The sequence below is a fragment of the Clostridium novyi NT genome, assembly GCF_000014125.1.
Lineage (GTDB): Bacteria > Bacillota > Clostridia > Clostridiales > Clostridiaceae > Clostridium_H > Clostridium_H novyi.
In genome coordinates this window covers 2,166,478-2,179,330 of sequence record NC_008593.1, presented here as the reverse complement: position 1 = coordinate 2,179,330, position 12,853 = coordinate 2,166,478, and the positions used below count along the sequence as shown (strand labels likewise).

Genomic DNA, 12,853 nt, shown 5'->3' with positions numbered 1-12,853 from the left:
TATGAACGAAGATTTAATAAATAAGGTTATAGAAGAATTAAAGGGAAGAATGAATTTAGATAATAGTAGTAAAAATACAACAAATAAAAATGAAAATATAGTTAAAGAAGAGGAAGTCAAAAAAGTTTTAAAAAATGATGAAGAGAGGGAAAGTGCTATGTTTAATGATGTACCAACAATAACAGAGTATGTAGGAAGTGCTATTGGGGATACTGTAGGCTTAGTAATTGCAAATGTAGATGGATATTTACATGAAAAAATGGGATTAGATCCAAAATATCGTTCAATCGGATTGTTAAGCGCAAGAACTGGTGCAGGTCCACATATTATGGCAGCAGATGAAGCTGTAAAAGCTACAAACACTGAAATTGTATCTATAGAACTTGCAAGAGATACAAAAGGTGGAGCAGGACATGGTTCTTTAATAATATTTGCTGCTGAAGATGTTTCAGACGCAAGAAGAGCTGTTGAAATTTCATTAAAAGCTTTGGAAAGAACATTTGGAGATGTATACGGATGTGATGCAGGACACGTGGAACTTCATTATACAGCTAGAGCAAGTTATGCTTTAGAAAAAGGATTTGGAGCTCCTGTTGGAAAATCATTTGGTATCATAGTTGGAGCACCAGCTGCTGTAGGAGTTGTAATGGCTGATACTGCTTTAAAAACTGCAAATGTAGAAATGATTTCTTATGCAAGCCCAAGCCAAGGAACTGCTAACTCAAACGAAGTTATAATAACAATAACAGGTGATTCTGGTGCTGTAAGACAATCAGTTATGGCAGCAAGAGAAGTTGGACTTGGAATATTAAGATCTATGGGTCAAAATCCAGTATCAACAACTGAACCTTATATTTAAAATATAGTTTTATAATTGGACTTTAAAATAGAGGTTAATTCATATCCTTATATTTGAATAGTGTATAGGGATATGAATTACAAACCTTGAGGGAGGGTGAAAAATGCATAGAGAAGCCCTTGGATTTATAGAAACTTTGGGCATGATTCCAGCAGTGGAGGCTGCTGATAGTTGTGTTAAGTCTGCTAATGTAAAGTTTTTGGGGTATGAACGCTCAACTGGGGGACTTGTTACCATAAAAATTGAAGGAGACGTTGGGGCTGTAAAAGCAGCAATCGATGCTGGAAAAGCTAGTGCACAAAAACTTGGAGTTGTAATTTCCACTTTAGTTATACCAAGACCGGCAAATGATATTGATTATATGGTAAGTGGTGACAAAGAAATAAAAAAAGAAGTAAAAGATAATAAGGATGAAAATAAAGAAGAAATTAAGGCTGAAGCTAATAAAGAAGAAGTAAAACAGGTTGAAACAAAGGAATTACAAAAAATACAAGAGACAGAAGATATAGAAGAAAAGATTAAAGAAGATAGAGACAATAGTAAAGAAGAATTACAAACAAGTATCGATGATAATGAAATTAAAAAAAAAAGAAATGTTTGTAACTTATGTTATGACCCTAAATGCACAAGGAAAAAGGGACAACCAAAAACATTGTGTATACACTACAAAAGTAAGTAACTAGAAAGGGGGAGAAGGATGAATGTGGAAGAGCAATTAGTTCAAGATATAGCTAAAGAAATTTTTCAAAAATCTCAAGTTAAAGATAGAAGTTTAAGTATTCCGGTAGGTGTATCTAATAGGCATATTCATTTAAATAAAGAAGATTTGAGAATTTTGTTTGGTGAAAATTATGAACTTAAAGTAAAAAGTAAAATAAGTCAAGTTGGTCAATTTGCGGCTGAAGAAACAGTTTGTATAGCTGGTCCCAAAGGATGTTTTACAAAAGTTAGAGTACTAGGGCCCATTAGAGAATATAGTCAAATTGAATTATCTAAAACGGATTCTTATACATTAGGAATAAAAGCTCCAGTTAGAGTTTCTGGAGATATAGAAGGTTCAGCTAATTTATGTGTAATTGGACCTAAAGGAATGAAAGTGTTTAATGAAAAAGTAATTTGTGCAAAAAGACATGTTCATATGTTACCTAAAGATGCTGATAAGTATGGAGTTAAAGATGGTGACTTAGTAGATGTTGAAACTATAGGAGATAGAAGTGTGGTATTTAAAGATGTATTAGTTAGAGTCACAAATAAGTCTGCTTTAGAAATGCATATAGATACCGATGAAGCAAATGCATCTGGAGTAAAGAGTAAGGATATGGTGAGAATTATTAGGATAAATAGGTGATAAATATGCTTAAAGTAGCCAATAATATTATCAAAAATATGGAATCAAAACTAATAAATAATAATTCGGATATAGAAATAGATAAAAATATTTTAAAGGAAAAGTTAAAAGTTGGAGTAGATTTAGGTACTAGAAATATTGTTTTAACAGTTTTAGATAAAAACAATAATCCAGTAATAGGAGCTATGGAAACTGCAAATGTAGTAAAAGATGGAATAGTAGTTGACTATATTAAAGCTGTAGATATAGTGTGTAAATTAAAAAGTATGGTAGAAGAAAAGTTGAAAATTAATCTTAACTATGCAGCTACCGCAATACCTCCAGGAATTATTGAGGGAAATGTGAGAGTAATTCAAAATGTAGTGCAAGGTGCAGGATTTGAAATTATAAATGTTATTGATGAACCTGAGGCAGCTTCAAAAGTATTAAAAATAAAAAATGGTGCAGTTGTAGATATAGGTGGAGGCACTACAGGTATTTCAATTCTTCAAAATGGAAAAGTTGTTTTTTCAGATGACGAGGCTACTGGAGGTACACATTTAACTCTTGTAACTTCAGGGAATTTCAATTTGTCTTTTGAAGAAGCTGAGAAATATAAATTAGATCCTAAAAATCATGATAAAGTATTTTCTTTAGTAAGACCTGTCATAGAAAAAATGGCTAACATAACTTTAAATTGCATATCTAGATTTGATGTAAATTCTATTTACCTAGTTGGTGGTACTTGTTGTATAGATGGTATTGAAAATGTTTTTGAAAAATATACAAAGGTAAAAACATTTAAGCCATACAATCCATTATTAGTAACACCTATTGGCATTTCGATGAGTATCCAATAATGAGGTGAACCTATGAATATAGAAGAAATGATACAAGCTATTGTAACTCAAATGATGCCCTTATTTAATAAAAAGGTAGTACTTTTTGTAAGTGGGGGAAATGTAAATGTTGAAAAAATCATAAAGATATTATCAAAATTTAATTTAGCAAATTATAGCATAGTTTTTTCAGAGAATGCTAAAGAAATATTAGAAAATAAATTTGTTGAAAAATTAAAAGCAAATATTATAAATGATACAGAAAAGGTAATGGAAGATTTAATAGATTGTGATATTGTACTTATTCCAGTTATGACAAGAAATACTTTAAGTAAAGTTGCATTAGGTATATCAGATAATATTTTAACTACAGGTATTTCAAGAGCAATAATGTTAAAGAAAGAGATTATTGCTCTTAGAGATAGTTTTTGTAGTGAAAATCCTATAAATATAGCAAAAGGATTTTCTAAAAATAAAAACTATAATTTAATGATTTCAAACTATGAGAAAACATTAGAATCTTTTGGAGTAAAATTTGTGGATTCAGAGGAATTCAAAGATTCGTTACAATATAAATTTAATAACTTTTTATCAGAGGATAAACAAGATTTAAAAATAAATAGTGAACTTTCAAATATGTCAATAAAAGAAATTAATAAAACCCAAGAACAAGACTTAAAAGGCATAAAAATATTCAAAGAATCTATTTTAACGGTGAAAGATATAAGTAAGTTTTTAGTGGGGAAAGAATTAAACTTAACTAAGGACAGTATTATAACACCTCTTGCTAAGGATTTTATTTATAATAACAAAATCAAAATAAATTATTGTTAATGATGTAATTATTAAAAATTTAGGAGGTAAGTGACTATGGAAATGTTAGATAATGATTTAAAGTCAATACAAGAAGCCAGAATCTTAGTAGCAAAAGCAAAAGAAGCACAAGCAATATATAGAGAATTTTCAGAAGAAGAAATTAATAAAGTTATAGAAAATATTGTAAGAGTCATTGATAAAGAAGCAATTAGACTTGCAAAACTTGCTAACCAAGAAACTGGTTTTGGAAAATGGGAAGATAAAGTAATAAAAAATAAATTTGCAAGCAATATAGTTTATAACCATATAAAAGATATGAAAACTATTGGAATTTTAAATGATGATAAAGAAAATAAAATAATGGAAGTTGGTGTGCCAGTAGGAGTTATTGCAGGATTGGTACCATCTACAAATCCAACAGCTACAACTATATATAATTCATTAATAGCTTTAAAATCTGGAAATGCAATAATATTTTCACCACATCCAACTGCTAAAAACTGTATTCTTGAAACTATTAAAGTTATAAAAAGAGCAGTAGTTGAAGCGGGAGCACCAGAAGGTATAGTAGATGGAATGAGTGTTCTTTCAATGGAGGGAACTTCAGAATTAATGAAACATAAAGATGTATCATTAATCCTTGCAACTGGTGGAGAAGCTATGGTTAAAGCAGCATATAGTTCGGGAACTCCAGCTATAGGAGTAGGACCAGGAAATGGACCTGCCTTCATAGAAAAATCAGCAGATATAGCCAAAGCTGTTAAAAGAATCATAGATAGTAAGACTTTTGATAATGGTGTTATCTGTGCATCGGAACAATCTATAGTAGTGGAAAGATGTACAAGAAATCAAGTTATAGAAGAATTAAAGAGACAAGGTGGATATTTTTTAAATGCTGAAGAATCAGAAAAACTTGGTGAATTTATTTTAAGATCTAATGGAACAATGAATCCTCAAATAGTAGGAAAAGATGCACAAACTTTGGCAAACTTTGCGGGATTTACTATACCTGAAGGAACAAAAGTATTAATTTCGGAACAAACAACAGTTGGAAAAAGCAATCCATATTCAAGAGAAAAATTAACTACAATTTTAGCTTTTTATTGTGAAGAAGATTGGGAAAGTGCTTGTAATAGATGTATAGAATTATTAATGAATGAAGGTAAAGGACATACATTGATACTTCACTCCAATAATGAAGAAATAATAAAAGAATTTGCCCTTAAAAAACCAGTTTCAAGATTACTTGTAAATACTCCAGGAGCGCTTGGAGGTATTGGAGGAACTACAAATCTTGTACCAGCCTTAACATTGGGTTGTGGAGCTGTAGGTGGAAGTGCAACTTCAGACAATGTAGGACCTATGAATTTAATAAATATAAGAAGAATTGCCTACGGTGTAAAAGAGTTAGAAGATTTAAAAGGAAATAAAAGTGAAAATGTTGCATTATCAGATGATATTTCAAAAGAATGTTTAGAAGATATAATAAAAACTATAATGAAAAGATTAAGTTGCTAGATTAAGGAGAAGGAACATGTTTATTGCAAAAGTTGTTGGTAATGTAGTGTCAACTCAAAAAAATGAAAAATTAATAGGAACAAAGTTATTATTAGTAAAACCTATTGATGATAATGGGAGCACCATAAAAAATGGTGAAGTTATTGTAGCTGTTGATACTGCAGGAGCAGGAAAAGGTGAACTTGTATTAGTAGCGAAAGGTAGTGCAGCAAGACATGTTTATGATAATAAAACAATTCCCTCAGATGCTGCAATCGTAGGAATAGTTGATTCTATTGAATGCACAATAAAGTAAATTTATATTTACAAATAGGAAAGAAGTGAGAAAGAGTGAATAGATTTAGTGTTAAACCGGAAGTGTATTTTAATGAAGGTTCTATAGAATATTTAAAAACATTAAAAATAGATAAAGCTTTAATAGTTACTGATGATATGATGGTTCAAGTAGGAGTTGTTGATAAGGTTGCCGAGGTTTTAAAATCCAACTGCAATGAATATAAAGTTTTTTCAAAAGTTAAGCCAGATCCACCAGTTGAAATTGTAGCTATGGGAGTAAAAGTTATGACTTCTTTTAATCCAGATATAGTTATTGCTTTAGGGGGAGGTTCGTCTATTGATGCTGCTAAAAGCATAATAATATTTGCAGCTAATATGATGAATAAAATAGGTACAAGCTATAAAAAACCTTTATTTATTGCAGTTCCTACTACTAGTGGCACAGGTTCAGAGGTAACAAACTTTTCTGTAATTACAGTTGAAGATAAAAAGTTTCCAATTATTACAAACGAACTTATACCTGATGTTGCAATAGTTGATGCAGACTTTGTAAAAACAGCACCTCCTAAAATTACTGCAGATACAGCTATAGATGCATTAACACATGCCATTGAAGCTTATGTTTCAACAAAAGCTAGTGATTATACAGATGCGCTTTCGGAAAAAAGTGTAAAGTTAATTTTTAAGTACTTACTTTCTGCATATAAAGATGGAACAAATATAAAAGCGAGACAAAAATTACACAATGCATCTTGTATGGCGGGTATGGCTTTTACAAATGCTTCTCTAGGATTAAATCATGGTATGGCTCATGCGCTAGGTGGAGCTTTTCATATACCACATGGTAGAGCTAATGCAATATTACTTCCATATATAATTAAATTTAATGCAAACATTGAATTGGGAGTTGAAAATGAGGTTGCAAGAAGATATGCTGAACTCTCTAGAATTTTAGGACTACCTTCATCAAATGTGAAAGAAGGAGTAGAAAATTTAATATTTTCAATAAAAGTTTTATTAAGAGAGACAAGTACTCCGTCAACATTAAAAGAAGTTAGAATTAATAAAGAAGAGTTTTTGGAAAAGATTGAAGTTATGGCTAATAATGCTATGAAAGATAGATGTACAATTACAAATCCTAGAATAGTATGTTTGAAGGATATAATTAAATTATATTTAGAAGCATATGAAGGCTAATAACTATTTTAGTTGCCACATTAGGTTATAAATACTAGTGTGGCATATTTTTATAATAGTTATAAGGTGTTAGAGATATTTCTAACACCTTATTTTTATATAAATGATTTAAATGATCAACCTTAAAAAGAAAAATAATGAGAATTTAGGGTTATTTGTATAAAAATTCAAATAAGATTAGTTACATAAAGTGATTTATGTAATAAAGTGACAAAATATGAAAAAGATAATATAATATAATATGACAATTAACATTTAGGAATTATGGACGTACTAAAAGGAGTGTAAGATATGCTAGATAATATAAAAGTTAAAGGAAAAATTTTATTGATGACAGGAATCATGGCTTTAATAGCTATTATTGTTGGTATTATTGGACTTTTTTATTTAGGAAAGGCTAATAATACTATGGAGGATATGTATAGTGAAAATATAGTTTCTATAAATTTATTATTAAATGCAAGAAATAATGTTAACAGAATAACTATGGATATGTTAAATCTTTGTTTAGAAAATGGACAAACAGAATATGAAGCAAAAGTAATGAAGGATGCTGAGGAAAATTTACAAGAGCTTTCAACAAAGCTAAAAAAATATACTTTAACAACAGTAGATTCTAATGAAAAAATTATGTTTGACAATATAAAGAGTATAGAAAATAAATATGAAAAAGTTGTAAGGGAAGTTCTAGAATTAGCAAACAATGATAAAAATGAAGAAGCGTATAAGATTTTGAAAGATAATAGTAAAGTTATCGAAGATTTTAAAGATGAAATTATTAAACTAGGTGATTATAATATAGAAGATGCAGAGAAGACAAAAATAATAAATAATAATCAATATAAAAGTGCATTTAAGTCTATAATATTAATTTTAATTATGGCTATAATTTTAGGAATAGGAGTTTCTATATTAATTGCTAGAACTATAGTTAATCCATTAAATGAAATTGGACTTTATATAAAGAGAATTGGACAAGGAGATTTTTCAGAGAAGGTTAATGAAAAACACATAAAAAGAAAAGATGAAATTGGTGACTTAATTAGAGGAACTAATGGTATGAGAGAAACTAGTATAGAGTTAATAGGAAATATACTAAATGAATCTGATGCATCTATAAGTGTTACAGAAAGTGTTTTTAATATTGTATCAGAAGTAAATGCAAGTTCTCAAGAAATTCTAGCCACTACTGAAGAATTATCAGCGGGTATGGAAGAAACGGCTGCTTCGGCTGAAGAAATGAATGCATCTGCAAGAGAAATTGAATCGTCAGTTCAAAATGTATCTAATAGGGCAGAAGATTTATCTGAAAAATGTATGGAAGTAAATGAAAGAGCTAAAAATCTTACTAAGAGTGCTAAGGATTCCATGGAAGATGGATTAAATTTATATGAAAAAAATAAAAAAGAATTAGTAAAATCTATTGAAAATTCTAAATCGGTTACAAAAATAAATGTTTTATTAGATAGTATAATTGAAATCACTGAGCAAACTAATTTGTTAGCATTAAATGCTGCAATTGAGGCTGCAAGGGCAGGAGAACATGGAAAAGGATTTGCTGTTGTTGCGGAGGAAGTAAGAAAGCTTGCAGAAGAATCATCGGACACAGCAGGTAAAATTCAGTTGATTATTAAAGACACTATTAAATCCGTAGAAGAATTGTCAGGCAACTCTCAAGTAATTTTAGATTTTATAAATGATAAGGTTCTTAATGACTATAAAAATTTTGTGGAAGTTGGAAAGGTATATAGTGATGATGTTGATTACTTTAATAGTGTAGTAACTGAATTAAAGTCAGTATGTGAAGATGCTCTTAATTCTACAAAGAATGTAATGGAAGTTATAGATAATGTTACTTTAGCTACCAATGAAGGTGCAGAGGGAACAAGTAATATTGCTAATAAAGTTGGTATTTCTCAAAAGTATATAAATCAATTAATGGAAATGGTAGTAAAAGCTAAAAATAGTTCGGAAGAATTGGGCAAGTCAGTTTCTAATTTTAAAATATAACATTTTAATAAGTAACATAGGAAGTTATTGAAATTTAGGTTTCAGTAACTTCCTATTTGATTTAAACTAAAATATTAAAGAAAAGGATATGATATAATTATATTATATATATTTAAAGAAGGTGATTAAGTGAGTAGGAAACAAAGTTTTCGTACCTATATGGAAATGTTCATTATCTTTTTTAAGATAGGTGCATTTACCATTGGGGGAGGATATGCAATGCTTCCTTTAATCGAGAGAGAAATAGTTGATAAAAAGTCGTGGATAGAAAAAGAAGAATACTTAGATATGATAGCACTTGCACAATCATCTCCAGGACCTATTGCCGTAAATACTTCCGTGTTTGTTGGATATAAAATAGGAGGAGCATTAGGTGTTTTAGCAACAACATTAGGAGCAGTATTGCCATCTTTTTTAATAATACTATTAGTTGCCTCATTTTTCGTTGGACTTCAAGATAACCCTATAGTAGAGAGAGTTTTTAAAGGTATAAGACCAGCTGTTGTGGCACTTATAGCAGCACCTGTTATAAGAATGGGTAAAGATGCAAAGATAAATAAAAAAACAGTAATAATACCTATAGTAGTTGCAATTTTAGTTGGATTTTTAAAGGTTACTGCAATAATTGTTATAATCATTTCAGCTCTACTAGGTGTTATATACACCATATATAAAGGAGGGAAAAAAGATGATGCTGCTTAGTCTTTTTATAACTTTTTTTAAGATAGGGCTTTTTAGTTTTGGTGGAGGATATGCTATGTTATCAATGATACAACAAGAGGTTGTATCTAAACATACATGGGTTTCACCAGGGGAATTTATAAATATGGTAGCAATATCACAGGCGACACCAGGACCAATTGCTATAAATATGGCAACTTATGTAGGGTTTAAAGTAAATAGCGTATTAGGTTCTACATTTGCAACTTTAGGAGTTGTAATGCCATCAGTTATTATAATGGTAATCATAACTAGATTTTTTGTTAAATTTAAAGATAATAAATATGTAGAAGGAGCTTTTAAGGGACTTAGACCTGCCACTGTAGGACTTGTTGCAGCTGCGGCAATACTAGTATCATCAGGAACTTTTATAGATTATAAAAGTATAGTGATTTTTGTAGTTGCATTTATATTATCATTTAAATATAAGTTTGATCCAATACTTATGATAATAATATCAGGTGTTGTAGGTTTTATATTATATAAATAAAAATCACACAACAACCAACAATTTGTAGGAAGTGTGTGATTTTTTATTTATATTAAGATTATTTTAGAACTGATTTAAAGGTATTTGTCATTTTTTCTAAGTTTTCAATATAGTTAGGGTCAAGTGGAGCTAGTTGTTCCGCTTTTCCACCAATTTCAGTAGCAAAAGTTTTGGCTTGCTTACTATCAGTTTCAGCTTGATAGAAGATAGTTTTTACTTCTTTTGACTTAGCAAAATCAATGATCTTTTGCATGTCTTGAGGAGTAGATTCTTTACCTTCTTTTTCTAGTGCAATCATTTCTAATCCATAATCATCTGTAAAATATCCGAATGCAGGATGATATACTATTATGGCTTTAGTTTTTAGATTTTGTAAAGAAGATTTAATATTCGTATCAGCTTTATCTAATTTATTTATATATTCTGATGCGTTTTTTTCATATGTAGCTTTATTTGTAGGATCTAAAGCTGAAAGTTCATTTTTTATTGAATTTATCATAATTTTTACTCGCTTTGGAGATAACCATATATGAGGATCACGTTCTCCAGGAGAGAATTCTCTATCTTTGTATGTTTTTCTAACCTCGCTAGGTAAATCAATTATCTTAACATTAGGGTTAAAATCCTTTGATTTAGGTAATATTGAGTTAGTTTCTGAAGGAACATTCATAGTAAAGTATATTTTCGCTTTACTAAATCTCTCTAAAAGCTCTGGTGTAGGTTCAAAAGTTTCAGGACTTTGACCAGATGGTATCATTGTAATAACATTAACTAAATCACCAGCAACAGCTTTTACAAAAGTTTCTTCAGGAACAATTGATACAGCTACTGTAGGTTTATTATTTTCATAATCATTATTTGGTGGTGTATTAGCAGGTTTATTTATACAACTAGTTAGTAAAAATATACAAGTGATAGCTGACATAATGATTATAGTTTTAAATATTTTTTTCATGATATCGCTCCTTTAATTTAAAATGCAAATCATTTGCAAAAACAAAATTATTATATCATTTAATCAAAATTAAATCAATCTATTAATATAAATAATATTTTACAATTATGAATATTATTATTACTAAGTAGACATTGATATGTCTAAGTGGTATAATGACAATGTTTTTCATATATGATAATAATATTAGAGGAGAATTAGTATGAAAAGAATATTAACGCTTATGCTAATTTCATTTATTTTTTTATTTACGGGCTGTGGTATACAAAAGAACCAGAACTCTTCTAATAATAGCCTAAAAGATAAAAATGTGCCTAAAGTTAATCAAAAATATAGTTTTGGACCTCTAGCGGATTTAGCAAAAATTAATGATAAGAAAAAGGAAGAACTACAAAATGTACTAAATAATTTAGGTGATATTTCAAAGGATCAAGTATCATTTAATCCAATCAATGCTAGATTTAATCAGGATGGAAGCTTAATCGTTGATTTGTTTATTCGCAATGGCCATGAAGAATCTATATTTAATATAGATGTTCGTTTAAATCTTATAGAAAATGGAAGAGTAGTGGCGTCAGCTCCTTTTAGTTTTACTAAAGAAGAATTTGGTGTTCTTGAATCAAATAACTCAAGACCTTGGAGTATATTGTATTATCCTGAAGATTTAAAAGAAAAGAACATTAAAATTGACAGCATCTCAATAGAAGGAGAAAACATTCAATACGAATACTAGTAATTATCTTGATTTCGCCCTAGTTATTAGGGGATAAATCAGGATTTTTTTATGTAAAAAATTATGATAAAATAATCTATGTAAGGTATTGGAATGGAGGATGTTACCGTGTATCAATATGATGTAGTAGTAATAGGGGGAGGAACAGCGGGACTTTCAGCTGCCATTAAAGTTAAAGAAAGTGGAATTGATAGTATATTAATATTAGAAAGAGAAGATTGTCTTGGGGGTATACTTAATCAGTGTATACATAGTGGTTTTGGTATTAATGTATTTAATGAGGAACTTACTGGACCCGAATATGCAGAAAGATTTATAAATAAAGTAAAAGAATTAGGAATAGAATATAGACTTAATACCTGTGTTTTTGATTTTAATGATGATAAAATAGTAACGGCTGTTAGCAAAGAGGGTATAATTAAAATAAAAGCCAAGGCTATAATATTAGCAATGGGATGTCGTGAAAAGCCTAGAGGACTTATAAATATAGCTGGTAGAAAAAGTGCTGGTATTTTTACAGCAGGTTGTGTTCAAAAATTTATTAATCTTGAAGGATATATGCCAGGAAAGGATATAGTCATTTTAGGATCAGGAGACTTAGCGTTGCGTATGGCAAAAAGACTTAAATTAGAAGGGGCAAATGTTAAAGCCATTGTAGAGGTTTTACCTTATGCAGAGGGAAAAGAAGAACTGGTTAAGGAATGTATGGAAGATTTTAAAATACCATTTATATTTTCACATACAGTAACTTATGTAAATGGTAAAGAGAGAATTGACAGTATTATAATATCAGAAGTAGATAATGATAGAAATATAATAAAAGGAACAGAGAAAGAAATACAGTGTGATACGGCTGTGTTATCAGTTGGATTAATTCCTGATAATGAAGTTGCTAAAAAGGCAGGGGTAGATATATCGGTGTCTACTAAGGGAATTAGAGTGAATAAATATATGGAAACAAATATTGAAGGAATATTTGGATGTGGGAATGTAGTTTTTAATAATAATGGTATAGATGATATAGCTTGCGAAGGTGTTAAAGCTGGAGAAAATGTAGCGTTATATATAAAAAAACAAAATGAAAAGCCTAAAGGTTAAAAGAAAACCATAGGC

Annotated in this window: 14 protein-coding genes; 13 read left to right on the top strand and 1 reads right to left on the bottom strand. The window is 29.6% G+C overall.

The features are described from left to right. Position 1 precedes the first annotated feature (1 nt). The 11 genes from pduB (at position 2) to NT01CX_RS10045 (ending at position 10,052) form a co-directional block, all read left to right on the top strand. Complete coding sequence (pduB, locus tag NT01CX_RS10095; RefSeq protein WP_011722946.1) at positions 2-859, top strand: propanediol utilization microcompartment protein PduB; 858 nt, start codon at positions 2-4, stop codon at positions 857-859. Between the two features lie 103 nt (positions 860-962). Then, positions 963-1,538: a BMC domain-containing protein gene (locus NT01CX_RS12555; protein ID WP_011722945.1), complete on the top strand. Its 576-nt coding sequence runs from the start codon at positions 963-965 to the stop codon at positions 1,536-1,538. 18 nt (positions 1,539-1,556) lie between these two features. After that, a complete protein-coding gene (locus tag NT01CX_RS10085; protein WP_011722944.1) occupies positions 1,557-2,207 on the top strand; it encodes a phosphate propanoyltransferase in 651 nt (216 codons plus the stop codon). Positions 2,208-2,212: 5 nt separating this feature from the next. Continuing rightward, entirely contained in the window at positions 2,213-3,046 is an 834-nt protein-coding gene (eutJ, locus tag NT01CX_RS10080; RefSeq protein ID WP_043878478.1) for an ethanolamine utilization protein EutJ, read from the top strand. Positions 3,047-3,058: 12 nt separating this feature from the next. After that, a complete protein-coding gene (locus tag NT01CX_RS10075) occupies positions 3,059-3,859 on the top strand; it encodes a flavoprotein (protein WP_011722942.1) in 801 nt (266 codons plus the stop codon). 36 nt (positions 3,860-3,895) lie between these two features. Next, entirely contained in the window at positions 3,896-5,359 is a 1,464-nt protein-coding gene (locus NT01CX_RS10070; RefSeq protein ID WP_011722941.1) for an acetaldehyde dehydrogenase (acetylating), read from the top strand. Positions 5,360-5,375: 16 nt separating this feature from the next. Next, on the top strand, positions 5,376-5,654 hold the full coding sequence (locus NT01CX_RS10065; RefSeq protein ID WP_011722940.1) for a EutN/CcmL family microcompartment protein: 279 nt from the start codon (positions 5,376-5,378) through the stop codon (positions 5,652-5,654). A gap of 35 nt (positions 5,655-5,689) precedes the next feature. After that, positions 5,690-6,832 carry a 1-propanol dehydrogenase PduQ gene (locus NT01CX_RS10060; protein WP_011722939.1) on the top strand — a complete coding sequence of 381 codons (1,143 nt, stop codon included), beginning with the start codon at positions 5,690-5,692 and terminating at the stop codon, positions 6,830-6,832. 291 nt (positions 6,833-7,123) lie between these two features. After that, positions 7,124-8,842, top strand: a complete 1,719-nt coding sequence (locus tag NT01CX_RS10055) for a methyl-accepting chemotaxis protein (protein WP_011722938.1) — start codon at positions 7,124-7,126, stop codon at positions 8,840-8,842. A 159-nt stretch (positions 8,843-9,001) separates the two neighbouring features. Beyond that, a complete protein-coding gene (locus tag NT01CX_RS10050) occupies positions 9,002-9,544 on the top strand; it encodes a chromate transporter (protein ID WP_039243155.1) in 543 nt (180 codons plus the stop codon). After that, a complete protein-coding gene (locus tag NT01CX_RS10045; protein ID WP_011722936.1) occupies positions 9,531-10,052 on the top strand; it encodes a chromate transporter in 522 nt (173 codons plus the stop codon). Before NT01CX_RS10050 ends, NT01CX_RS10045 begins: the two co-directional genes overlap by 14 nt. 58 nt (positions 10,053-10,110) lie before the next feature. Here NT01CX_RS10045 and NT01CX_RS10040 read toward each other — a convergent pair whose 3' ends face one another. Further along, positions 10,111-11,007 carry a metal ABC transporter solute-binding protein, Zn/Mn family gene (locus NT01CX_RS10040; RefSeq protein WP_011722935.1) on the bottom strand — a complete coding sequence of 299 codons (897 nt, stop codon included), beginning with the start codon at positions 11,005-11,007 and terminating at the stop codon, positions 10,111-10,113. 223 nt (positions 11,008-11,230) lie between these two features. Between NT01CX_RS10040 and NT01CX_RS10035 the strand changes: the two genes are divergently transcribed. Both NT01CX_RS10035 and NT01CX_RS10030 read left to right on the top strand, forming a co-directional pair. Then, a complete protein-coding gene (locus tag NT01CX_RS10035) occupies positions 11,231-11,740 on the top strand; it encodes an SLAP domain-containing protein (protein ID WP_223316918.1) in 510 nt (169 codons plus the stop codon). A 108-nt stretch (positions 11,741-11,848) separates the two neighbouring features. Next, a complete protein-coding gene (locus NT01CX_RS10030) occupies positions 11,849-12,838 on the top strand; it encodes an NAD(P)/FAD-dependent oxidoreductase (protein ID WP_039243148.1) in 990 nt (329 codons plus the stop codon). Positions 12,839-12,853: the final 15 nt, after the last annotated feature.

Coding starts and splice junctions, on each gene's coding strand:
- pduB (WP_011722946.1), top strand. CDS start 2: ATGAACGAAGATTTAATAAATAAGGTTATAGAAGAATTAAAGGGAAGA.
- NT01CX_RS12555 (WP_011722945.1), top strand. CDS start 963: ATGCATAGAGAAGCCCTTGGATTTATAGAAACTTTGGGCATGATTCCA.
- NT01CX_RS10085 (WP_011722944.1), top strand. CDS start 1,557: ATGAATGTGGAAGAGCAATTAGTTCAAGATATAGCTAAAGAAATTTTT.
- eutJ (WP_043878478.1), top strand. CDS start 2,213: ATGCTTAAAGTAGCCAATAATATTATCAAAAATATGGAATCAAAACTA.
- NT01CX_RS10075 (WP_011722942.1), top strand. CDS start 3,059: ATGAATATAGAAGAAATGATACAAGCTATTGTAACTCAAATGATGCCC.
- NT01CX_RS10070 (WP_011722941.1), top strand. CDS start 3,896: ATGGAAATGTTAGATAATGATTTAAAGTCAATACAAGAAGCCAGAATC.
- NT01CX_RS10065 (WP_011722940.1), top strand. CDS start 5,376: ATGTTTATTGCAAAAGTTGTTGGTAATGTAGTGTCAACTCAAAAAAAT.
- NT01CX_RS10055 (WP_011722938.1), top strand. CDS start 7,124: ATGCTAGATAATATAAAAGTTAAAGGAAAAATTTTATTGATGACAGGA.
- NT01CX_RS10050 (WP_039243155.1), top strand. CDS start 9,002: ATGGAAATGTTCATTATCTTTTTTAAGATAGGTGCATTTACCATTGGG.
- NT01CX_RS10045 (WP_011722936.1), top strand. CDS start 9,531: ATGATGCTGCTTAGTCTTTTTATAACTTTTTTTAAGATAGGGCTTTTT.
- NT01CX_RS10040 (WP_011722935.1), bottom strand. CDS start 11,007: ATGAAAAAAATATTTAAAACTATAATCATTATGTCAGCTATCACTTGT.
- NT01CX_RS10035 (WP_223316918.1), top strand. CDS start 11,231: ATGCTAATTTCATTTATTTTTTTATTTACGGGCTGTGGTATACAAAAG.